The organism is Pedobacter sp. ASV28, assembly GCF_016428855.1.
Classification (GTDB): Bacteria; Bacteroidota; Bacteroidia; order Sphingobacteriales; family Sphingobacteriaceae; genus Pedobacter.
This window is the reverse complement of the sequence record NZ_JAELTN010000077.1, coordinates 1-19,952: the sequence shown is the minus strand read 5'-3', so window position 1 is coordinate 19,952 and position 19,952 is coordinate 1. Positions and strand designations below refer to the sequence as shown.

The 19,952-nt window shown below is 38.9% G+C and carries 21 protein-coding genes; 15 read left to right on the top strand and 6 right to left on the bottom strand.

Annotated elements, in window-relative coordinates; genetic code table 11:
• Nucleotides 1–53: 53 nt before the first annotated feature.
• The 3 genes from JHD79_RS20210 to JHD79_RS20200 form a co-directional block, all read right to left on the bottom strand.
• On the bottom strand, nucleotides 54–941 hold the full coding sequence (locus JHD79_RS20210; RefSeq protein WP_199121170.1) for a class I SAM-dependent methyltransferase: 888 nt from the start codon (nucleotides 939–941) through the stop codon (nucleotides 54–56).
• Between the two features lie 196 nt (nucleotides 942–1,137).
• Complete coding sequence (locus JHD79_RS20205) at nucleotides 1,138–1,890, bottom strand: ABC transporter ATP-binding protein (RefSeq protein ID WP_199121169.1); 753 nt, start codon at nucleotides 1,888–1,890, stop codon at nucleotides 1,138–1,140.
• Complete coding sequence (locus tag JHD79_RS20200) at nucleotides 1,887–2,621, bottom strand: ABC transporter permease (protein WP_199121168.1); 735 nt, start codon at nucleotides 2,619–2,621, stop codon at nucleotides 1,887–1,889. The genes JHD79_RS20205 and JHD79_RS20200 overlap by 4 nt, the downstream gene beginning before the upstream one ends.
• Before the next feature lie 139 nt (nucleotides 2,622–2,760).
• On the opposite strand from JHD79_RS20200, the gene JHD79_RS20195 reads away from it, so the two are divergent.
• The 7 genes from JHD79_RS20195 to JHD79_RS20165 all read left to right on the top strand — a co-directional run bounded on the left by JHD79_RS20195 (nucleotide 2,761) and on the right by JHD79_RS20165 (nucleotide 9,441).
• A complete protein-coding gene (locus tag JHD79_RS20195) occupies nucleotides 2,761–3,456 on the top strand; it encodes an SDR family oxidoreductase (protein ID WP_199121167.1) in 696 nt (231 codons plus the stop codon).
• Between the two features lie 17 nt (nucleotides 3,457–3,473).
• A complete protein-coding gene (locus tag JHD79_RS20190; RefSeq protein WP_199121166.1) occupies nucleotides 3,474–4,145 on the top strand; it encodes a PspC domain-containing protein in 672 nt (223 codons plus the stop codon).
• Nucleotides 4,146–4,253: 108 nt separating this feature from the next.
• Complete coding sequence (locus JHD79_RS20185) at nucleotides 4,254–5,219, top strand: LiaI-LiaF-like domain-containing protein (RefSeq protein ID WP_199121165.1); 966 nt, start codon at nucleotides 4,254–4,256, stop codon at nucleotides 5,217–5,219.
• Between the two features lie 103 nt (nucleotides 5,220–5,322).
• Complete coding sequence (locus JHD79_RS20180; protein ID WP_199121164.1) at nucleotides 5,323–5,922, top strand: RDD family protein; 600 nt, start codon at nucleotides 5,323–5,325, stop codon at nucleotides 5,920–5,922.
• Between the two features lie 74 nt (nucleotides 5,923–5,996).
• Nucleotides 5,997–8,030, top strand: coding sequence for a (E)-4-hydroxy-3-methylbut-2-enyl-diphosphate synthase (ispG, locus tag JHD79_RS20175; protein ID WP_199121163.1), 2,034 nt, complete (start codon nucleotides 5,997–5,999; stop codon nucleotides 8,028–8,030).
• 585 nt (nucleotides 8,031–8,615) lie between these two features.
• A complete protein-coding gene (locus tag JHD79_RS20170; RefSeq protein WP_199121162.1) occupies nucleotides 8,616–8,780 on the top strand; it encodes a hypothetical protein in 165 nt (54 codons plus the stop codon).
• Between the two features lie 79 nt (nucleotides 8,781–8,859).
• The gene (locus JHD79_RS20165; protein ID WP_199121161.1) at nucleotides 8,860–9,441 is read left to right on the top strand and encodes a hypothetical protein; all 582 of its coding nucleotides are present in this window, start codon (nucleotides 8,860–8,862) and stop codon (nucleotides 9,439–9,441) included.
• Nucleotides 9,442–9,870: 429 nt separating this feature from the next.
• Here the strand turns inward: JHD79_RS20165 and JHD79_RS20160 are convergent, their stop codons facing one another.
• Genes JHD79_RS20160 through JHD79_RS20150 form a run of 3 tightly spaced genes read right to left on the bottom strand, consistent with a single transcriptional unit; the run spans nucleotide 9,871 to nucleotide 11,691 of the window.
• Nucleotides 9,871–10,293, bottom strand: a complete 423-nt coding sequence (locus tag JHD79_RS20160) for a secondary thiamine-phosphate synthase enzyme YjbQ (protein ID WP_199121160.1) — start codon at nucleotides 10,291–10,293, stop codon at nucleotides 9,871–9,873.
• Between the two features lie 11 nt (nucleotides 10,294–10,304).
• The gene (locus JHD79_RS20155) at nucleotides 10,305–10,859 is read right to left on the bottom strand and encodes a hypothetical protein (protein WP_199121159.1); all 555 of its coding nucleotides are present in this window, start codon (nucleotides 10,857–10,859) and stop codon (nucleotides 10,305–10,307) included.
• A gap of 1 nt (nucleotide 10,860) precedes the next feature.
• Nucleotides 10,861–11,691 carry a S9 family peptidase gene (locus JHD79_RS20150; RefSeq protein WP_199121158.1) on the bottom strand — a complete coding sequence of 277 codons (831 nt, stop codon included), beginning with the start codon at nucleotides 11,689–11,691 and terminating at the stop codon, nucleotides 10,861–10,863.
• 170 nt (nucleotides 11,692–11,861) lie between these two features.
• Between JHD79_RS20150 and hemA the strand changes: the two genes are divergently transcribed.
• The 8 genes from hemA to JHD79_RS20110 all read left to right on the top strand — a co-directional run.
• Entirely contained in the window at nucleotides 11,862–13,088 is a 1,227-nt protein-coding gene (hemA, locus tag JHD79_RS20145; RefSeq protein WP_199121157.1) for a glutamyl-tRNA reductase, read from the top strand.
• A gap of 223 nt (nucleotides 13,089–13,311) precedes the next feature.
• Nucleotides 13,312–14,892: a hydroxymethylbilane synthase gene (gene hemC / locus JHD79_RS20140; RefSeq protein ID WP_199121156.1), complete on the top strand. Its 1,581-nt coding sequence runs from the start codon at nucleotides 13,312–13,314 to the stop codon at nucleotides 14,890–14,892.
• Nucleotides 14,893–15,115: 223 nt separating this feature from the next.
• Complete coding sequence (gene hemB, locus JHD79_RS20135; protein WP_199121155.1) at nucleotides 15,116–16,084, top strand: porphobilinogen synthase; 969 nt, start codon at nucleotides 15,116–15,118, stop codon at nucleotides 16,082–16,084.
• Between the two features lie 77 nt (nucleotides 16,085–16,161).
• Nucleotides 16,162–17,538, top strand: a complete 1,377-nt coding sequence (gene hemL / locus JHD79_RS20130) for a glutamate-1-semialdehyde 2,1-aminomutase (RefSeq protein ID WP_199121154.1) — start codon at nucleotides 16,162–16,164, stop codon at nucleotides 17,536–17,538.
• A gap of 51 nt (nucleotides 17,539–17,589) precedes the next feature.
• Nucleotides 17,590–18,456 (top strand): sensor histidine kinase KdpD, encoded by an 867-nt coding sequence (locus JHD79_RS20125; RefSeq protein WP_199121153.1) that lies wholly within the window; start codon nucleotides 17,590–17,592, stop codon nucleotides 18,454–18,456.
• A 1-nt stretch (nucleotide 18,457) separates the two neighbouring features.
• Entirely contained in the window at nucleotides 18,458–19,162 is a 705-nt protein-coding gene (locus JHD79_RS20120; protein WP_199121152.1) for a response regulator transcription factor, read from the top strand.
• Entirely contained in the window at nucleotides 19,162–19,683 is a 522-nt protein-coding gene (locus tag JHD79_RS20115) for a hypothetical protein (protein ID WP_199121151.1), read from the top strand. Before JHD79_RS20120 ends, JHD79_RS20115 begins: the two co-directional genes overlap by 1 nt.
• A 4-nt stretch (nucleotides 19,684–19,687) precedes the next feature.
• On the top strand, nucleotides 19,688–19,952 hold a 265-nt coding region (locus JHD79_RS20110), incomplete at its 3' end, for a uroporphyrinogen decarboxylase family protein (RefSeq protein ID WP_304622299.1).

The window sequence follows — 19,952 nt, the reverse complement described above, 5'->3', positions numbered from 1 at the left end:
CGAGATGGTAACGCAGGTCTCGTGGGCTCGGAGATGTGTATAAGAGACAGGTATTACTTAGAAGTCGTTCTGAACTTTCCAAACACACCCAAAGGCAATTTGATGCCAGAAGTAGCCTGTAAAAACAGCTCTCCCGTTTCTAAATTTTTTACCTGCGGAAATGATGTCCTGATTAGATTCTCGACAATTACCGAAGAAAAACCGAGGGAATAAGTGTTCAGGATAAGAAAGTGTTCTTGAGGGTCTAACAGTTGTACCACATCTTGCATCATCTCTTGTATATGGTCTTCCAATTTCCATTTTTCACCATTTGGCCCATGTCCAAAAGCGGGAGGATCTAAGATAATGCCGTTGTATTTCTTGCCTCGCTTCAATTCCCTTTTTACAAACTTTAATGCATCCTCTACCACCCAACGTACATCTTTAAGTTTAGAAAGTTCTTGGTTCTCATTGGCCCAGTTTACTACCTGTTTAATCGAGTCGACATGAGTGGTATCGGCACCTGCCGCCTTGGCTACCAAAGAAGCTGCCCCGGTATAGGCAAATAGATTTAATACTTTAGGAACAGGGGTTTTGAACTTTTTGATAGAAGAAGAAATGTAGTCCCAATTCACGGCCTGTTCTGGAAAAACCCCTACATGTTTAAATGAAGTAAGGCCTAAACGTAAATTGATGCTAATTTCATTGTTCTGATAATTGATATTCCAACGATCGGGTACATTCTTACTGCTCTTGATCCAATCACCACTAGTGGCAGATCTTCCTTTGAAAAGAATATGGGTTTTGTTTTTCCACTCTTGTGGCGATAGAACTTTCTTCCATACTGCTTGTGGTTCTGGTCTGGCTAAGATCAGATTGCCAAAACGTTCCAGTTTTTCGAAATCTCCACAATCGATCAGTTCATAGTCTTTCCAGTGGGTTGGGGTAAGCAGTTGTATCATGTATTAAATATGTAATTCGTCATTGCCAGGCACGAAGCAATCTTAATGCGATGGTTGTTTAAAATTCCCGTCATTTGAACAGTCCACTCCAATGTTTCGGAGAGGGATGAGGAGAAATTTAACGTCAAACCATGCTAAACAAGGACTTCTCACCTTCAATCGAAATGACGATGCTTGTAAAGCAAAGATAGCAATTTTATAATTTATCCTTCGCAGCTTTCATAAAACGACTGGCAAATACAAAGTCGTTCAGTTCATCTATATCCGTTTTGGCGATTTCTTTATTCGAACCTTCCCAGAATTTTTTTCCTTCATGTAAGAACATAATATAATCACCAATGCCCATTACCGAGTTCATATCGTGGGTTACTACAATGGTTGTGGTGTTGTATTCTTCCGTAATTTCCTTGATCAGCTCATCAATCACAATAGATGTTTTAGGGTCCAGACCAGAGTTTGGCTCATCGCAAAACAAATATTTGGGATTCATGGCAATTGCACGTGCAATACCTACACGTTTCTTCATCCCTCCAGAAAGTTCGGCAGGGAACAGCTTATTTTTTCCTTCCAGGTTAACCCTGTTCAAGCAAAAGTTGACCCGCTCTAATTTTTCACTTCTCGACTGGTCGGTAAACATATTTAAGGGAAACATAATGTTCTCTTCCACGGTCATCGAATCGAATAGGGCAGAGCCTTGAAAGAGCATACCGATCTCTTTTCTTATTTCTATGCGCTCTTCGGTATTTAATTGGGTAAACTCCCTGCCATCGTAAAGTACGCTGCCTTGTTCTGGAGTATGCAGGCCAATCATGCATTTAAGTAGGGTGGTTTTTCCAGAACCCGATCCACCAATGATCAAATTGGTCACACCCGGTTTAAATTTTCCTGAAATTCCTTTTAAAACTTCGTTGTCCCCAAATGATTTATGAATATCCTTAATCTCGATCATAATAATAATTGGGTTACAATGTAATCACAGGCTAAAATACTAATACAGCTTACCACCACTGCTCTGGTACTGGCTTGGGCTACCTCTAAAGCACCACCTTTTACATAGAACCCTTCGTAGGCCGGTACAGAAGTAATGATAAATCCAAAAACAAAAGCTTTTACCAAGGCAACAGTAATGGTGTATGGGTTGAAATCGGTAGTGATACCTTGAATATATTCTGCAGAAGAAACAGCACCAGATAAAGTACCACCTAAATATCCACCAGAAATGCTCAGTACCATAGAAATGATTACCAACATGGGAACCATGGTTATACCGGCAATAATTTTTGGCAGAATGAGATAGCCCGGTGCATTGATCCCCATGATTTCCAAGGCGTCGATTTGTTCGGTTACACGCATGGTGCCTATTTCCGAAGATATGGCCGAACCGATCTTACCAGCCAAAACGATAGCGCTAATGGTAGGGCTAAGTTCCAAGATAGAAGAGTCGCGGTTTACGGAACCAATAATGGTCTTTGGAATAAAATCGCTGACCAACTGGAAGGCAATTTGCAAGGTCATTACAGCTCCAATGAAGGTTGAAATGATACTGATTAAGCCTAAAGATCCTACCCCGATAAAGTCCATCTGCTGAAAAATGGCCTTCATGTATATTTTCATTTTCTCGGGCCTTCTAAAAGCTGCTTTCAACAGCAATATATATCTGCCAAAATTGGTAAAGTTCATTTAATAAACAATTTGTTTAAGTTTAACTTAATATTATACAAAGAAACAATAAAAATGTTCTGGCTACGCCTATTTATTGAAAAAATATTCCTTATTAAAATATTATTAGCTTTTTTGTAACCTAATCAATTCAATGGAAATGAATGCAATTATAACTGGTGCCACCAAGGGAATTGGAAGGGCAATAGCACTAAACCTGGCTAAAAATGGCTACAACCTGGCGCTTTGTGCAAGAAACCATAATGATTTAAATGATTTAAAAATAGCACTCGAAACTTTTGGTATTAAAGTATTGGTCATACCCACAGATTGTGCCAAAAAAGAGGAAGTGTTGAACTTTGCAGAGCAAACGATGGCTTTTTTTGATAAAGTAGATGTACTGGTAAATAACATAGGGGTATTTTATCCGGGCAGCTTACTTGATGAAGAGGATGAAGTGTTTGAAAAGCAACAGCGGATCAATGTGAATACCGCTTATTACCTGGCCAAGATCTTTGGTAAGATCATGAGAAAGCAATGTTCTGGACACATTTTTAATATATGTTCTGTGGCCAGTAGGGAAGTGGTAGAGAACGCAGGAAGCTATAGTGTAACAAAAGCCGCTATGCTCAGTCTTAATCATGTATTGCGGAAGGAATTAGCTCAGTACAATGTAAAAGTGACGGCAATTATACCAGGTTCTACATTAACCGCGTCATGGGAAGGAACCACCATAGACCATAACAAATTTGTACAACCAGAAGATATAGCCAAATCTTTATACACCATTTTGAATTTGAGTAATGGTGTAAATGTTGATGAGCTCGTCCTAAAGCCTCTAAATTTTAATGATTAAAGGAAGGAGATAGCAAAATGGAAAAGAAATTATATAGAAACGAACATGACAAGGTGTTGGCGGGAGTGTCATCTGGTGTCGCAGAATATTTACAGGTTGACGTCACAATCATAAGGCTGCTTTTTGTATTGTCAACTATTTTTTTGGCAGGCGGTGGTATTTTGGTATATATTGTTTTATGGATTGTTGCCCCTGTAAATAATGATCCAACGGTAAAGTTTAAGCAGTTTAACGATTTTTATAAAAATAATCCGCAAGGTACGACCATGTTCAACTCTTCAGAGGCGTTTAGCAATCCATATGAGAATAGTCAACAAACTAAATGGAATACGCCCAATGCCGGAGCAGATTTTTCTAATGATAGCAAGTTTAAGTCTCCCAAAAATAATGAAACGGGAAAGACTATCGTAGGTTTGGTATTACTGGTACTGGGCATTTATTTTCTGTTGAGACAGATGGATCTGGTTCCTCATTGGTTCAACATATTCCATATCTATAAACTGTGGCCTTTGGCAATAGTGGCTTTAGGAATCAGCTTGATTTTTAAGAACCAACGTAAGAATGAATGGGAAAACTTTAAAAAATCTACAGAAGAAGCTCAACGCAGTTCTACAGAAAAGCCTGTTCAGGAAACGGAACCTACAAAAGACCAATCAGGAACCAACGATCAGCCTACAACAGAACATTAGTGATAAAGTTTAATCGTTTTAATTAACCTACTAAGTGATTTAATTGGATCAGGGATAATTTGAGAAGCCAAGTTCCCATTTAATCATAAACAACTAAAAAATAAATAGATGAAATTTGAAAGGATTATATGGGGTGTATTGCTGCTGTTTATCGGCGGTGTACTCTTGCTTGATAACTTGAATGTTATTGAGTTTTATTGGAGAAATGTATGGGGCTTTTGGCCTGTTTTTCTAATCATCGGCGGAGTAAATTTACTGTTGAACAGAAATGGTTCCCAAACGGGGAATATCGTTTCCTTGGCCATCCTGATCATTACCTTGGCATTTCTATTTGTTAAAGGACAGGAAAAGCCCAGAGGTGGTTTCTGGTGGGGATGGAAAGATAAATCGTATCAAAGCGATATGGATAGTTCTGATTTTGATGATACCACAACTTCGTCTGCTGTCGAATTCTCCGAAGCCTACACATCGCTCGATTCTGCTAAGAAGACGATATTAAATCTCTCTGGAGGCGGTACCTCTTTTGACCTTAAAGGAGCAACAGATAGCTTGTTCTTGGCAAAGGTTAAAAACAGAAAAGGAAACTTCTCTTTGGTAAAGACTTCAACAGATACCGTAAATACGCTTACGTTTAAAATGAACAATAAGCGTAAAGGTAAAAACTGGTCATTTAATACGGGAGGGAATGCGATAGACCTTAACCTAAACATACATCCGGTTTGGACAATGAACCTGAGTATGGGAGCAGGAGAGCTTGATTTCGATTTGTCTAACTATAAAGTGAGAACCCTAAATTTTGATGGTGGAGCTGCCGATCTTAAGATTAAACTGGGTGACTTATTGCCCATTGCCGATCTGAACGTCAAAACAGGTGTAGCCAATGTAGAAATAAAAATACCACAGGCTTCGGGCTGTAGGATTAAAACCCATACAGGCCTTTCTGCCAAAGATTTTAAAGGTTTTACAAAAATAGAAGAAGGTGTTTATGAAACGCCCAACTACAAAGAATCTAAAAATAAAATTTTTATTAAATTGGATGGTGGTTTAAGTAACTTTGACGTAGACAGGTATTAGGCAAATTTGGAAAAAGAACTGTGATCGTGAACATCAGTTTTCCAAAGCTAAATTGACAGGTCTATAGTTGTGAAATGAACTCATATGCTAAAAATAAAAACCTTTGTACACTATTGTAGTTGACGGAAAGCCGCAAGGACCATATACCTTAGCGCAGTTAAAAACTTTACCTTTACGTCCCGACACCTTTGTTAGAAAACCAGGGATGGATGACTATAAGGAAGCCCATGAACTCGAAGAATTACGCGAGCTCATGGGCTTTCACTTTCAAAAAACTGCACCCCAGTATTTTGCTTCATTCGATCAGCGGCTGCTGGCTGCTGCAATTGATTATTTCTTAATTGCCGTGCTATATGCGTTGATATTGCTACTTGTATTTTGGGTGGTTCAAGAAAAATCGCAGAGAATACAGGTAGCCATTACTGGATTGCTATTTGTGCCGTTGGTGAAATTTATATATAGCGTTTTTGCAGAAGCTTCTGCAAAACAGGCCACCATTGGCAAAAAATTGCTTGATATCAAAGTGGGTGATGAACAGGGAAACCGTATCAGTGTGGGCATGTCCTTTATTAGAAATCTCTCAAAGATCATATCTGTGATGACGTTGGGTTTTGGTTACCTCTATTGTTTCCTGAATAAGAGGCAACAATGCCTACATGACGTAATGGCCAATACCTTGGTCGTTAAGCAACGATTGTTATAATTAAGTAAGAAAGCAATCATAATTTAATAAGATATCAATTTAACAATTAAATGTTTGATGTATCTTTGTAAACCATGCAGAAAGAAGCAAATACCATATGGTTAAATGGAGGCTATTGTAATAGCCTTACGCAATATTCGAGATTTCTCACACGTGAAGTGAAGATTGGTGATGTACCAATGGGGGGGCTTAACCCTATAAGGATCCAATCGATGACCACTACCGATACGATGGATACCCTGGGAACTGTTGAGCAGACTATACGTATGGTTGAATCGGGATGCGAATATGTACGTATTACGGCGCCCAGTATTAAAGAGGCCGAAAATTTGGCCAATATAAAAAAGGAATTACGCTTGAGAGGTTATAATGTGCCTTTGGTTGCCGACATACATTTCACTCCAAACGCGGCAGAAGCTGCGGCAAGGATTGTTGAAAAAGTACGTGTAAATCCAGGTAATTATGCAGATAAAAAGAAGTTTGAAAACATTGAATATACAGCAGCTGCCTATCAGGCAGAACTAACACGTATTTATACCAAATTTGCTCCGCTGGTAAAAATATGCAAAGAGTATGGTACAGCTATGCGCATAGGTACCAATCATGGTTCACTTTCCGATCGCATCATGAGCCAGTATGGCGATACCCCGCAGGGCATGGTAGAATCGGCTATGGAGTTTATTCGTATTTGCGAAGATCTAAACTATCATAACTTGGTCATCTCCATGAAGGCCAGTAATACACAAGTGATGGTACAGGCCTATCGCCTGTTGGTACAGACCATGGTAAAAGAAGGGATGAATTATCCTTTGCATTTAGGGGTTACCGAAGCCGGAGATGGGGAAGACGGTAGAATAAAATCTGCAGTAGGAATTGGAACCTTATTAGCCGATGGCCTTGGTGACACCATTAGGGTTTCCCTTACCGAAGACCCTGAATTTGAAGCACCTGTGGCAAAAGCGTTGGCAAAAAGATTTGAGCTGAACTTGGCCAGCAGTGGAACAGCAATATTGGGCCAAAATTCTATAGGTGGAAGTTTGGGCGCAGACTTTGAACTTCCCCAATTAGCTGATTTCTCGGGCACTCCATTAGTTAATGCCCAATTTACGACATATAATCCTTACCAATATAAAAGAAGAATAACCGAAGAGTTGGAAAATCTGGGAGGACATCAAGTACCCAGAGTTTTGATCAATTTGGCACATCGAAACCTTAAAGACCCTAATGTTTTAAATGAAGTGGGATTTAATTATTCGGCGCTGCTTGATAAATATAACCTGACCGATCAGGCTTGTGATATGGTTTACCTTGGCGATAGCCTGCCTTCATTTTCTTTTCCTGGTGGTTTGAAACAATTGTATAATTATCAAACTTGGTTGAAATTGACCGACAGAAATAATTGCCATCCCCTGTTTGATCTGGCTACTTTCAATGCGGTTGAAGAGAAAGATGGACAGTTAAACTTTATTGCCGTACTGGCCGAGAAATTAGATGTAGCGGCTATAGGTAAGTTAGAGCATGCAGTATTGGTATTAAGTACAAAGTCTATAAATGCCATGCAGACCATTCGTAAAGCATTTGTAGCACTAGAAAAAGCTGGGGTCAAGCTTCCTGTTATCATTGAACGTGATTTTGCGGTGCTTAATATAGAAGACTTTCAGCTATACAGTTCTACAGATTTGGGCGGTCTGCTCATAGATGGCTTTGGAGATGGTATTTGGATCAATGCATTGGATATTCCATTATCTGTAATTAATTCTACCTCATTTGGTATTTTACAGGCTACGCGTACCCGTATTTCTAAAACTGAATATATTTCATGCCCAAGCTGTGGAAGAACCCTGTTCGATTTACAGGAAACTACGCAGAAAATTCGATCTAGAACATCACATCTTAAGGGAATTAAGATCGGAATTATGGGGTGTATTGTAAACGGCCCAGGTGAAATGGCCGATGCAGATTATGGTTATGTAGGTGCAGGCCCAGATAAGATCACCCTATATCGAGGACAGGATGTAGTAAAGAAAAACGTAAGCACCGCTTCCGCTTTAGATGAGCTGATCGATATTATTCGCGAAGATGGGAATTGGATAGAGAAAGAAGCATAAAGAGGATGCTCAAAAAGTGCCATTTTGGTATTTTAATTAGTTAACAAAATTCATCAAAGCATTTTGCTTTACTATAATCGAATAGTTTCTAGAGGACTTTATTTTTAGACACCCCTTCTTAGGGTTTAGTTGGGTTTTAGGTTATTTGCAACCATGTTTGTTTCCGGAATTGGCTGGTTTTTAGTAACCAATTGATAAAGCATATCGTTCAATGCCATTCGCATCTTTTAAACGTTGTGTATTGGTGCGTTTGCCTATAATCTGTTCCTGATAGATAAGCTCTATGTTTGGCGGTGTAAAATTTAATGACCGAGTTTTTTTGGACCTGATATTGCTTTAAATGGCCCAGTTGGCAAAATTTGCCATTGGTGGTTCCTGCGCATAGGAGCCCATTGCCGCAATGGTGAATATAATACTGAATACAATCTTTTCCATGTTGGTCTAGATTTAATAAATTAAATCTAGACCAACATGCTATTGAGGTAATAGCAAAATATCTTGAGAATTTTAGGGAGATAGAAGTGGTAGCTACATGTGGCGACGGGATTAAGACATTCCATGTTTTGCAGCAAAAAAATAGATTTGATGTTCCTGGATGCAAAGATGCCGGGCATTATGGGAATTGAGCTGCTTAGAAGTTTGAAGAATCCGTCAAAAGTTATTTTTACCACTGCTTATAGTGAATACGCTGTAGATGGTTTTGAACCGGATGCCGTAACTATTCCTTCCTTGTTAAATAGTGTTAAATAAGATTTCTTCCTTAAACTTTGGCCGGGTTTTTATATCTATTATAATAACAATATTAAAAAACTATTTAATGATTATTGTTATGAAAAGATTATTAATGATGGCTGTAATGTTGACCATGTCAATTTTCAGTTTTTCCGCAAAGTCACAGGTAAGTGTAAATATAAATATTGGTTCACAGCCTTTATGGGGACCGGTGGGTTACGATCATGTAGATTATTATTACTTGCCAGATATAGATATGTATTATTATGTGCCATCTGCGCAATATATCTACTTTAACAATGGGCGTTGGGTATGGGTTAAAAATTTACCTGTAGCTTATCGAAATTACGATTTTTACAATGCTTATAAAGTAGTGTTGAATACGCCCAGACCTTATTTAAATCATAGGCAAAACGTAGTCCAATACGCTAAGTTCAAAAATTACAAGACTAAACAAGTGGTAATTAGAGATAGTAGGGATTCCAGATATAGTGTAGTAAGGGGCCATGCTAATTATAAGGCCAACAATGTGAGAGCTAACCAACCTAGTGTGGGCAAAGGCAGAGAACAACAACGTAGGGAAGCACCGAGAGCCAATGATAAGCACAACAATAGAGGGAATGAACGTGGAGATAAAGGGAAAGGGCAGCCATCTCATGGAAATGGTCATAGAGGCTAGTGTTGTCGTCATTAAGAAGGAATCAAAAAGTTGAAATATGCTTTCTCGTTGACTTTTATAAAAAATAACGCCTAAGGATGATGTAAATTGAGATCCCTGTTGTAAATATTTACAACAGGGATTTTTTCTTGGATCGAAAGGTATATCCTTTTTCCTTCATCTCTATGAAAGTTTCGTCATTCCGAGATTAGGAGGAATTCATCCCGAAGAATGTCCTCATTTAGCTCCTTCATTTCATTCTGGATGACAATTTGGACGCAAGGTTAGTTTCTTATGATCGTTGGATTTAACTTCGTTGATTCTCAATTCTCTTGGATGTATATTCTCCTCGAAATGACGATTTGCTTTTATATGCTGCCGTACATTTCCCGTCATCTGACGATTTTAAGAGGAGGGATCCCACAAATTGGCTATTGGATTATGCTCATTTTAATTTCCCCAAGCAGTAATGATAAGGTTTCTATTTCCGCCATGATTTCGGTGCTCCCCCAAATAGATGCCTTGCCAAATACCCAAGGCCAACTTCCCATCTTTAATTGGTAATAATACCGAAGAACCCATTAGGGCAGTCTTAATATGTGCAGGCATATCATCATTACCTTCATAGTCATGTTGATAGTCGGGATCTCCCTCAGGTACCGCCTTGTTGCACCATGTCTCAAAATCAAGACGAACCGTCGGGTCTGCATTTTCATTGATCGTTAAAGAAGCTGAAGTGTGCTGGATAAAAACCTGTAGCATACCGACACTGAATGTTCTTATTTCGGGGAAGTGGCTAAGTACTTCGTCTGTGATTAAATGAAAGCCCCTACGTTTTGTGGCTAAGCTAAATTGCTTCTGGAAAAAATTCATGATGATATAATTTAATGCATACAGCCAATGTAAATCTTTGATTTTAGCTTGAAAGCTTTTGGCTCAACTTTTTTTAGTACGCGTAATGCACTATCTGCAGATTTTTCATCTGCATAAATGCCACTAACTAAGCTAATGGTTTTGTTGTGGGCAGTGCTGCTGTATAGTTTTAAATATTCTAGGCTTAAGCTTTCCGAAAGTTCTCGTCTAGGAAAATAGTCTCCCGCATATATTTCGTCCTCTGTATCTTTGGGAAGTGAAATTAGGTCCTTTTCCTTGTCATAAAACCTGCCTAAAGTATCAATCTGGATAGCTAGTAACTGGCTTAATTCAAACATCTTCTTGTTTAACTTATGATAACTTTTACTGGTGTCTGCAATCGTAATATAATATTCACCATAAAGGTCTGCTTCCTGAACCTCAGTGCCTGAAGTATCGGGTAATTTAATAACACTAGTAGTATCTTTGGCAACGATATTATTTGCTTCCTTAACTTGCTCCTGTTTGTTTGGACGACATGAAATAAACAAAAATGTACAGAAAATTAACGTAAGAGCTACTTTCATATTAGGCCCATAAGCTGTCTAAAAACTTTAAGCTTTTTTCGCAAACTTCAAGCAGATGTGGGGGAAGCGAGTCGCCAGGGTATGGATGTACGGCACCATAAACATGGTTGGCCCCCTTAATTTTGAGCAGTCTGCTGGCCGGATTGGCGTCTGCTAATTTTTGGGCCGTTTCAAAGGGTACGTTTACATCTTCATCACCCTGTATAATAAGCCAAGGTATGTTTATCTGTTTTGCTGCATTAAGGATATTCAATTTTTCTCTATTGTCCTCAAAGTCTTGTAAAAGTGTTACATTTAAAGGCATTTTTTCCTTGGTGCGGGCATTTAGCACTTCTATTTTTCCTGTTTTAAGCCATTCTTTTTCCTGCTCTTTCTTCCATAAACTGCTAAAATCTGCTATGGCGCTCCAAGTAATTAAACCTTTTACGTGAGGATGGTTGGCCGCCTGCAGAATGCCGAGGCCACCGCCGCGACTATGGCCAATTAAAAAGACTTTATCTGTACCCAAAAATTTTAAAGAATGATCGATGATGATGTCTACATCTATCATTTCCTTGCTGATCGTGTTGTTGGCAAAAGCTTTTAGATCAGTAACGTCATGTAATTGATCTTGGCTAACACCTCCATGCGAAAGGTTAAACTTGAGGTAACGATAACCATTCTGCACAAAATACCTGGCTACTAGGTTATGGGTTCCCCAATCCTTAAATCCTTTAAAACCGTGTATAAAAATGACCAATGGCGTATTGGTGTTTTTATCATCGTAAGTTAAATCTCCACATATGGTTTTACCCGCTGCACCTACTAAAGAAAATTGCTCTTGATGTATCATATTTCAATTTAAATTTGCTCGGAAATGAATATAACAAACTTAACAACTAATCTGCGTTAAACAGTTGTTAATTTAAAACCTTTCTAAATTAGCCTAAATTACAGCATAATGACAGATAAGCGTAATTGCCTTGTTACTTTTGTTGCGCTAAAATAACTGGGCTAACCATTTTGGAATATTTAAAGATTATTGCATTTACACATAAACAAATTGACCTAAAGGCTTTAGGGAAGTTGGTTATCTGTGAACAAACGTTAGACGATAGGCTAAGAAACATCCAGTCTGAGCTAAATATCAAAGAAATATTTTATGTAGGTACCTGTAACCGTGTAGAGTTCATTTTCACCTCTACAGAAGAAATCAATAAAAACTTTATTTCCCGGTTTTTGCATGTACTGGATATGGGGCTCCCAGAAGAGTATATGGAAAAGTTTATAGAAAACGTTTCTGCCTACGAAAAAACAGAAGCTTTTAACCACTTATTACGTACTTCCTGCTCTTTAGAAAGCCTGGTAGTTGGTGAAAAAGAAATTTTGGCACAGGTACGTAGGGCTTATGAGGCTTGTAAGCTTGCCGGTTTTACGGGCGATTACATGCGTATGATCATGGATCGTGTGGTAAAAACTGCCAAAGAAGTCTATACCCATACCAATATCTCTAGAAATCCTGTTTCGGTAGTCTCATTGGCTTATAGAAAACTCCGTGAACTAAATATGTGCGGCAATTCTAGGTTGTTGATTATTGGGGCGGGAGAAACCAATAATAATATTGCCCAATACCTTAAAAAACATAAATATTCTAATTTCTCTGTGTTCAACAGAACTTTGGAAAAAGCGGAAAGCTTGGCTAGAGGACTTAATGGAAAGGCTTATTCATTAAATGAATTGGCAGATTATAAAGAAGGTTTTGATGTCATTATTACCTGTACCGGAGCTACAGAGCCTATTTTAACCACAGATATTTATCAACAGTTGCTCAAGGGGGAAACAGGGAAAAAGGTAATTGTTGATCTGGCGGTCCCTAATGATACATCTAGCGAAGTTCGGGAGAATTTTCCCCTACATTATATAGAGGTAGAATCACTAAAGGAAGTTGCCCGTAAAAATATACAGGAGCGTTATAATGAGCTGGTGCATGCTGAGCATATTATAGAAGAAAACATCAAAGAATTTGAAACGGTACTTCGTCAGCGTAGAGTGGAATTGGCCATGAGCGATGTGCCTAGGAAAATAAAAGAGATCAAGCAGACGGCCATTAATGGTGTTTTTGCCGACGAGATTAATACCATGGATGATAATTCGAGGGCGGTCCTGGAACGCGTGCTTGATTATATGGAAAAGAAATGCATTAGCGTTCCTATGGTCATGGCCAAAGAAATTCTGGTTAAAAACAGCTGATCGGCTAGTCTTCCATATGGAGATGGCCCAAAAGCTGGGATAACTATCCTAAAATTCGTGAACAGAGACCATTCCCTTATAAAAAATAACTAAATTTGCTGAAAACCATACAAAGAAGTGAAATCGTCATGATTTTTCCGAAGCGTTAAGGCAAAGTAAAATCATGAGACTTGTCTGTTTCAGGATAGGGATTCATCACCGCTGAAAAGCAATGATATTAAAAATGAAAAAAGTAATTATCGGTACACGTGGAAGTGATTTGGCACTTTGGCAAGCAAACTATACCAAAGACAGATTGGCCGGCATTGGCATTGAGGCAGAACTAAAAATCATTAAAACACAGGGCGATAAAATCCTGAATTTAAGGCTCGATAAATTAGAAGGAAAGGGTTTTTTTACCAAAGAATTGGAAGAAGAACTTTTAAATGGAAGTATTGACATTGCTGTGCATTCGCACAAAGATCTGCCTACTACAAATCCACCGGGCTTGATTATTGCCGCAGTGCCTGAGCGTGAAGATCCCTCAGAATTGTTGTTGATCCTAAAAGATTGTGTAGACATAAGTCAAAAACTTTCTTTGAAAAAGGGCGCAATGGTAGGTACTTCCTCCAATCGACGTAAAGCTCAATTGTTGGCACTGAGGCCCGATCTTAACATTGAAGACCTAAGAGGTAATGTACCAACCCGTATTCAAAAGCTAAGAGATGAAGATTACGATGCCATTTTATTGGCCAAAGCTGGGGTAAATAGACTGAATTTGGATTTGAGCGAATTCCATGTAGAGGTAGTAGATACGACAGAGCTGGTACCAGCTCCTGCGCAAGGTGCATTGGCTATACAAATCAGAGAAAACGATACGGAGCTTTTCAACGAGCTGCAAAAAATAAACAATGCAGCAGTTGCAGAAGAAATTGCGGTGGAGCGCAAGGTGCTCAATCTTTTTGAAGGAGGCTGTCATATGCCTTTGGGCTGTTTTTGCAAAAAAGAAGATGATGAATTTGAAGTATGGACCTCAAAAGCAGAAAGCGATGAGGATTTCCCTGATCGGTTGTTTTTAAGGGCCGCTTCCACAGAAGGCTTGGCAGAATTAATTGTGTCCAAATTTTCCGAAGAACGCAAGCGCCCGTCTAAAGTGTTCATCTCAAGGGAGGTTGGAGAGAATAGTTATTTTAGAAAAGCATTAGAAAAACAACATATAGAAATAGAAGGACGTTCACTGATTAGGACATTTCCTATTGTTAATGTACTGGATCCCTTCTTTCTGAAGAATATAGATTGGATATTTTTTAGCAGTAGAAATGGGGTAGAATACTTTTTTAAGCTCAATCCGGTATTGTCCAAAAAAGTGAAGTTTGGTGTAGTAGGTCGTGGTTCTGAAGATTCGTTGAGAAAGTTTGGACATTTGGCCGATTTTGTTGGAGAGGGGGGAGATATCCTAGAAGTGGCAGAAGAATTTGCTAAAATAGCTGATGGCGAAACGGTGATGTTTCCAAGAGCACAGGATTCACTGCTGACCATGCAAAAATATTTAACGCCACAAACCAAAGTAGTTGACCTGCCTATTTACGAAACAGTAGTGGAAGATGATATCGATGGTTCATCGGCAGAAGTACTGATCTTTACCAGCCCCTCTAATGTAGATGCCTATTTTATGGAAAATCTACTGGAACCTGGGCAAAAGGTAATTGCCATAGGCAACTCTACCGGAAAGAAATTCGATGAGATGGGTGTGAAATATACCTTGCCTTATTCTCCAGATGAAATTGGTTTGGCCGAAGCCGTTTTTGGCATTGATATGAAATAGTTTTGGACAACACATGGTAAAGTCTAAAGTTAAAAAAGTTGATTGATCATTTAAATCAGTAGAATAAGTATTCATGGTGAATAAACAAACCCATAAATGTTGCTTTTAGGTAAACTCTTCAGATTTGACAAAATTCTAAAAAATCGATACAAACAGATACCGACCTTTGGTGATTAGATAAAATACCATCTATTACCCTATAAGATTACTAACTGCTAAAAAGATGTTAAATAGACCACGCAGGTTAAGAAAAAATCCAATTGTTAGAGAACTGATTGCCGAAACGCATTTATCAAAGGATATGTTTATCTATCCTTACTTTGTAGTTCCGGGTAAAAAAGTTGCCCATCAAATTGATGCTATGCCAGGCATCAGTCATTTTTCTACTGATACCTTATTGCAAGATGTAGAAAAGGGACTGAAATTGGGCGTGAATAAAATCATGTTGTTTGGTGTTGGCGATGAGAAAAGCGAGGATGCACATATGGCATATGATAGTCAGTCATTAGTACCGGTTGCCGTAAGAGAACTGAAAAAAAACTTTGGCGATGACCTGTATGTCGTTACCGATGTTTGTGTATGTTCCTACACCAATCATGGACATTGCGGCATCATGAAAGATGATTATGTTCAGAATGATTTAACCGTAGATCTGATTGCCAAAATGGCGCTGAACCATGCTGAAGCCGGAGCAGATATGTTGGCACCGTCTGATATGATGGATGGACGTGTGGGAGCCATTAGGCATAAGCTAGATGGAAGTGGTTTTGAAAATGTGGCCATCATGTCGCATGCTACTAAGTTTGCATCTGCCTATTATGGCCCTTTTAGGGAAGCGGCAGATTGCACACCAAGCAAAGGAGATAGGAAAGCTTATCAAATGGATTTTAGAAATCCTAATGAAGCAGTAAGAGAAGCTTTATTAGACGAAAGTGAAGGAGCAGATATTTTAATGGTAAAACCTGCATTGGCTTATTTGGATGTGATTGCTAAATTAAAAGAACATAGTCATTTGCCTATTGCCTGTTATAACGTATCGGGAGAATATTCCATGATCAAAGCAGCTGCACAAAAAGGTTGGATTGACGAACAAAAAGTAGTGATGGAGACCATGTACGCCTTTGCCAGGGCAGGTGCAAGTGTAATTACCACTTATCATATTAGAGATATCGTAGAGAATAAATGGATGTAGAAAGTTGTGGGTAATAAGTTTTACGTTGTAAGTATACAAAACGTAGAGCTTAAAACTTACTACTTAAAACTTAAGAAATGTTAGATCAAATCAAGAAAATATTTACCGGTAGCGAAGAAGAAATTCCAATGAACACTAACCGTAAACCCGATATAAGTAGAGAAAAGTCGGCCGCATTGTATGAAAAGTCGAAAACCTATTTTCCAGGAGGGGTAAATTCCCCAGTGAGGGCGTTTAAATCGGTGTACGGTACACCATTGTTCATACAAAAAGGCGATGGTTGTTATATTTGGGATGCAGACGGTAACCAATTTATTGACTTTTGTGCGAGCTGGGGACCATTAATCTTAGGGCATAACCATGCCAAGGTGAGAGAGAAGGTGACCGAAGTGATGCAAAATGGAATGAGTTTCGGTGCGCCAACAGCTTTAGAGAATGAATTAGCCGAATTGATCATTAAGAATAACCGTTTTGTAGAAAAAATTCGTTTCACAAGTTCGGGTACAGAAGCGGTAATGTCTGCTATACGTTTGGCACGAGGGTATACCAACAGAAATAAGATCATCAAATTTGAAGGTTGTTACCACGGACATAGCGATTCATTGCTGGTGAAAGCAGGGTCAGGATTGGTAACTTTTGGGGAGACCTCGTCTGCCGGAGTACCAAAATCTTTTGCAGAAGAGACCATTGTTATTGCTTTGAATGACAAGCAAGCGCTAACAGAAGCCTTTGCTCAATTTCAGGGAGATGTTGCTGCCGTTATTATCGAAGGTATTCCTGCCAATAATGGTTTATTGATCCAAGATCAAGATTATATTGAGTTTTTACGTGAAAGTTGTACTGCAAATGGAGCACTGCTGATTTTTGATGAAGTGATTACAGGGTTTAGGGTTGGTTTTGAAGGGGCGGCGGCGCATTATGGCATTAAGCCTGATATTGTAACTTACGGAAAGATTATTGGTGGTGGTTTACCTGTTGGTATGTATGGTGCATCTGCCGAAATTATGTCGCATATTTCTCCAGAAGGAGGAGTTTATCAGGCGGGAACACTGTCTGGCAATCCGGTGGCAATGGCGGCAGGTATAGCCGCTTTAACAGAACTTTCCCGATCGGGATTTTATAAAGAGTTAAACGTAAAGGCGCAAGAATTTGTGGCCAGTATACAACGCTTTGCAACTGCTAGAAATTATAAGTTTAAAGTATTTACCATAGGTTCTATCTTCTGGTTTGCCTTTACCGATAAAGAAAAGATCCAGACCGCTGAGGATATAGATCCAACAAGTATGGAAAAATTTAAGGTAATGCACCGCGAACTGTTGAATAGGGGTATTTACCTAGGCCCCTCAGGTTATGAGGTAGGCTTTGTTTCGGCCGCACATACCAAAATAGAACTGGAGAAAGCCAAAAGGGCAATTTTTGAAGCTTTGGATTTGGTTTTTAACCCTCATCCATAAAAAGTTAATTGTTATATTTATAGCATAAATCCCCCTTGAGGGCTTGGGATCATGAAAAAATCTATTCTTATATTTTATTTCCTTCTGCTCTATGCTTTGTTGGAAATGTTTTGGTGGGGAACGGTGGTGATCCGCTTACAGCCAGAGCGAATGGCCATGATTATGGGCGAAGGAGCCGTGTTTCTTTTCCTCTTGGGCGTTGGCGCATATTTTATTCATGCTTCCATTAAAAAAGAAGATAAGCTGCACGAGCAACAACAGAATTTTTTGTTATCCGTTACGCACGAATTGAAATCGCCTCTGGCCGCAATTAAGCTTTCTTTACAAACAATTGTAAAACGCGATTTGGAAAGACAGATGCAACTGTCGTTGATCAACAATTCCCTAAAGGATATCGAACGTTTAGATGATCTGGTTGAGAATATGTTGTTGGCCACAAAAATTGAAAGTAAGACTTATTCTTTTCCCAAGGAAGATTTCGATTTCTCGGATCTGGTAACCAAAATCACCGATAGGTTACAAGTGCATTCCTGTGGCTGTGAACAGATTATCAAGAGCCATATACAGCAGGGCATTAACATTGAAGGTGATAAGTTTGCCTTGTCATCGGTGGTCACTAATTTAGTAGAGAATGCCGTAAAATATTCAGGACCATGTGCCGAAATTACAGTAGAGTTGTGTCAAAATGGCGGTAAGCCTAGATTGACCGTTGCAGATAAGGGTTTGGGCATTCCCGATAGTGAAAAGATGCATATTTTTGATAAATTTTACCGTGTGGGCGATGAAAATGTGCGTAAATCAAAAGGAACAGGTCTTGGCTTGTTTATTGTTAAAGAAGTTTTACAAAACCACGACGCTGATATCAGCGTTAAAGATAACGTACCTCACGGTGCAATTTTTGAAGTAACATTTAATTAATATGTCACAAAAATTAAGAGTATTATTGGTTGAAGACGAAGATCACTTGTTGGACGCCATCAAATTAAACCTGGAATTAGAAGGTTATAAAGTTCATGCGGTAAAAGACGGTAAAACGGCGCTCAAGGTATTTAAAGAAGAACGTTTTAACCTGGTTATATTAGATGTAATGTTACCGGAAATGGATGGGTTTCAAGTGTGTGAAACCATCCGCTTAGAAAATACAGAAGTCCCAATTCTGTTCTTGACAGCTAAAAATACCAGCGAAGACCGTGTAATGGGACTTAAAAAAGGAGCCGATGATTACTTGGTGAAGCCTTTTAACTTGGAAGAATTGATCCTGCGTGTGGGAATTTTAGTAAAACGTAGCTTAAAACCAGATGATTTAAAAGAGCTGAATTCCTATAAGATTGGCGACAAGACCATCTATTTCAATTCATTTGAACTGAAACAAGACGATGGTACCGTTGTGCCATTGACCAAAAAGGAAACGATGCTGTTGAAATTGCTGATCGAGCGTAAGAACGAAGCGGTGTCTCGTGAACAAATTTTGGAAACAGTCTGGAATTATGATGTGTATCCTTCTACCAGAACGATCGATAATTTTATCCTGACTTTCCGTAAGTATTTCGAACCTGATCAAAAAAATCCAGTTTACTTTCATTCCATCAGAGGAGTGGGGTATAAATTCACTGATATTAATTAATGTATAATAGATTAGGTAGGTATGTCCTGATGGCAATATTTGCCCTTTCGGCATTTGTTAGCTTGTATTATCAACAGTATCAGCTTGCTGCGATATCCGGCATGCTGTTCTTTTTTATCTTGTGGAGTCACTTTAAACATAGTTCCGTACTGGTTGCTTCTAGGCATTTTAAGAATTCGAACTATGAAAGGGCTGAAAAATTACTTGACGAAGTAGATAATCCCGATCGGCTGGCAAAAAGCAGAAGAGGGTTTTACGAATTTATGCGGGCTAATATTGCCTTGAAAAGAGACGATTTTGAAGCTGCAGAACATCATTTTCAAATAGCGAGCAGGTTCCCTTTAGGCGGGAAAAATGATAAAGCCTATGTATTGATCCATTTGGCTAATTTAGCACTAAGGAAAAAAGACGGAGAAAGGGCTTTGGCCTATATAGAAAAGGCCAAGGAATTGGCCACCTCCTCAAGAGCAATAGAAATTATAAAAGTTATAGAGAAAGAAGCCAAAGGTTTGGCAAATTAGAAACATGGAGAACAATCTATTTTTAGAAGCAGCATTTTCAAGACCAACAGAACGCCCACCAGTATGGATGATGAGACAAGCAGGCCGTTTCATGCCACAATATTGGGAAATCAAAAACAAATACTCTTTTTTAGAGATGTGTAAAACGCCCGAAATTGCTGCTGATGTGACAATGCTGCCTGTTGATTTGTTAGGTATTGATGCAGCAATCTTGTTTTCTGATATTTTGGTAACTGGAGAAGCTATGCTGTCTCTTATACACATCTCCT

Coding starts and splice junctions, on each gene's coding strand:
- JHD79_RS20195 (WP_199121167.1), top strand. CDS start 2,761: ATGAATGCAATTATAACTGGTGCCACCAAGGGAATTGGAAGGGCAATA.
- JHD79_RS20190 (WP_199121166.1), top strand. CDS start 3,474: ATGGAAAAGAAATTATATAGAAACGAACATGACAAGGTGTTGGCGGGA.
- JHD79_RS20150 (WP_199121158.1), bottom strand. CDS start 11,691: ATGATACATCAAGAGCAATTTTCTTTAGTAGGTGCAGCGGGTAAAACC.
- JHD79_RS20210 (WP_199121170.1), bottom strand. CDS start 941: ATGATACAACTGCTTACCCCAACCCACTGGAAAGACTATGAACTGATC.
- JHD79_RS20125 (WP_199121153.1), top strand. CDS start 17,590: ATGAAAAAATCTATTCTTATATTTTATTTCCTTCTGCTCTATGCTTTG.
- JHD79_RS20200 (WP_199121168.1), bottom strand. CDS start 2,621: ATGAACTTTACCAATTTTGGCAGATATATATTGCTGTTGAAAGCAGCT.
- JHD79_RS20185 (WP_199121165.1), top strand. CDS start 4,254: ATGAAATTTGAAAGGATTATATGGGGTGTATTGCTGCTGTTTATCGGC.
- hemB (WP_199121155.1), top strand. CDS start 15,116: ATGTTAAATAGACCACGCAGGTTAAGAAAAAATCCAATTGTTAGAGAA.
- ispG (WP_199121163.1), top strand. CDS start 5,997: ATGCAGAAAGAAGCAAATACCATATGGTTAAATGGAGGCTATTGTAAT.
- JHD79_RS20160 (WP_199121160.1), bottom strand. CDS start 10,293: ATGAATTTTTTCCAGAAGCAATTTAGCTTAGCCACAAAACGTAGGGGC.
- JHD79_RS20170 (WP_199121162.1), top strand. CDS start 8,616: ATGTTCCTGGATGCAAAGATGCCGGGCATTATGGGAATTGAGCTGCTT.
- JHD79_RS20205 (WP_199121169.1), bottom strand. CDS start 1,890: ATGATCGAGATTAAGGATATTCATAAATCATTTGGGGACAACGAAGTT.
- JHD79_RS20120 (WP_199121152.1), top strand. CDS start 18,458: ATGTCACAAAAATTAAGAGTATTATTGGTTGAAGACGAAGATCACTTG.
- JHD79_RS20155 (WP_199121159.1), bottom strand. CDS start 10,859: ATGAAAGTAGCTCTTACGTTAATTTTCTGTACATTTTTGTTTATTTCA.
- hemL (WP_199121154.1), top strand. CDS start 16,162: ATGTTAGATCAAATCAAGAAAATATTTACCGGTAGCGAAGAAGAAATT.
- JHD79_RS20165 (WP_199121161.1), top strand. CDS start 8,860: ATGAAAAGATTATTAATGATGGCTGTAATGTTGACCATGTCAATTTTC.
- hemC (WP_199121156.1), top strand. CDS start 13,312: ATGAAAAAAGTAATTATCGGTACACGTGGAAGTGATTTGGCACTTTGG.
- JHD79_RS20115 (WP_199121151.1), top strand. CDS start 19,162: ATGTATAATAGATTAGGTAGGTATGTCCTGATGGCAATATTTGCCCTT.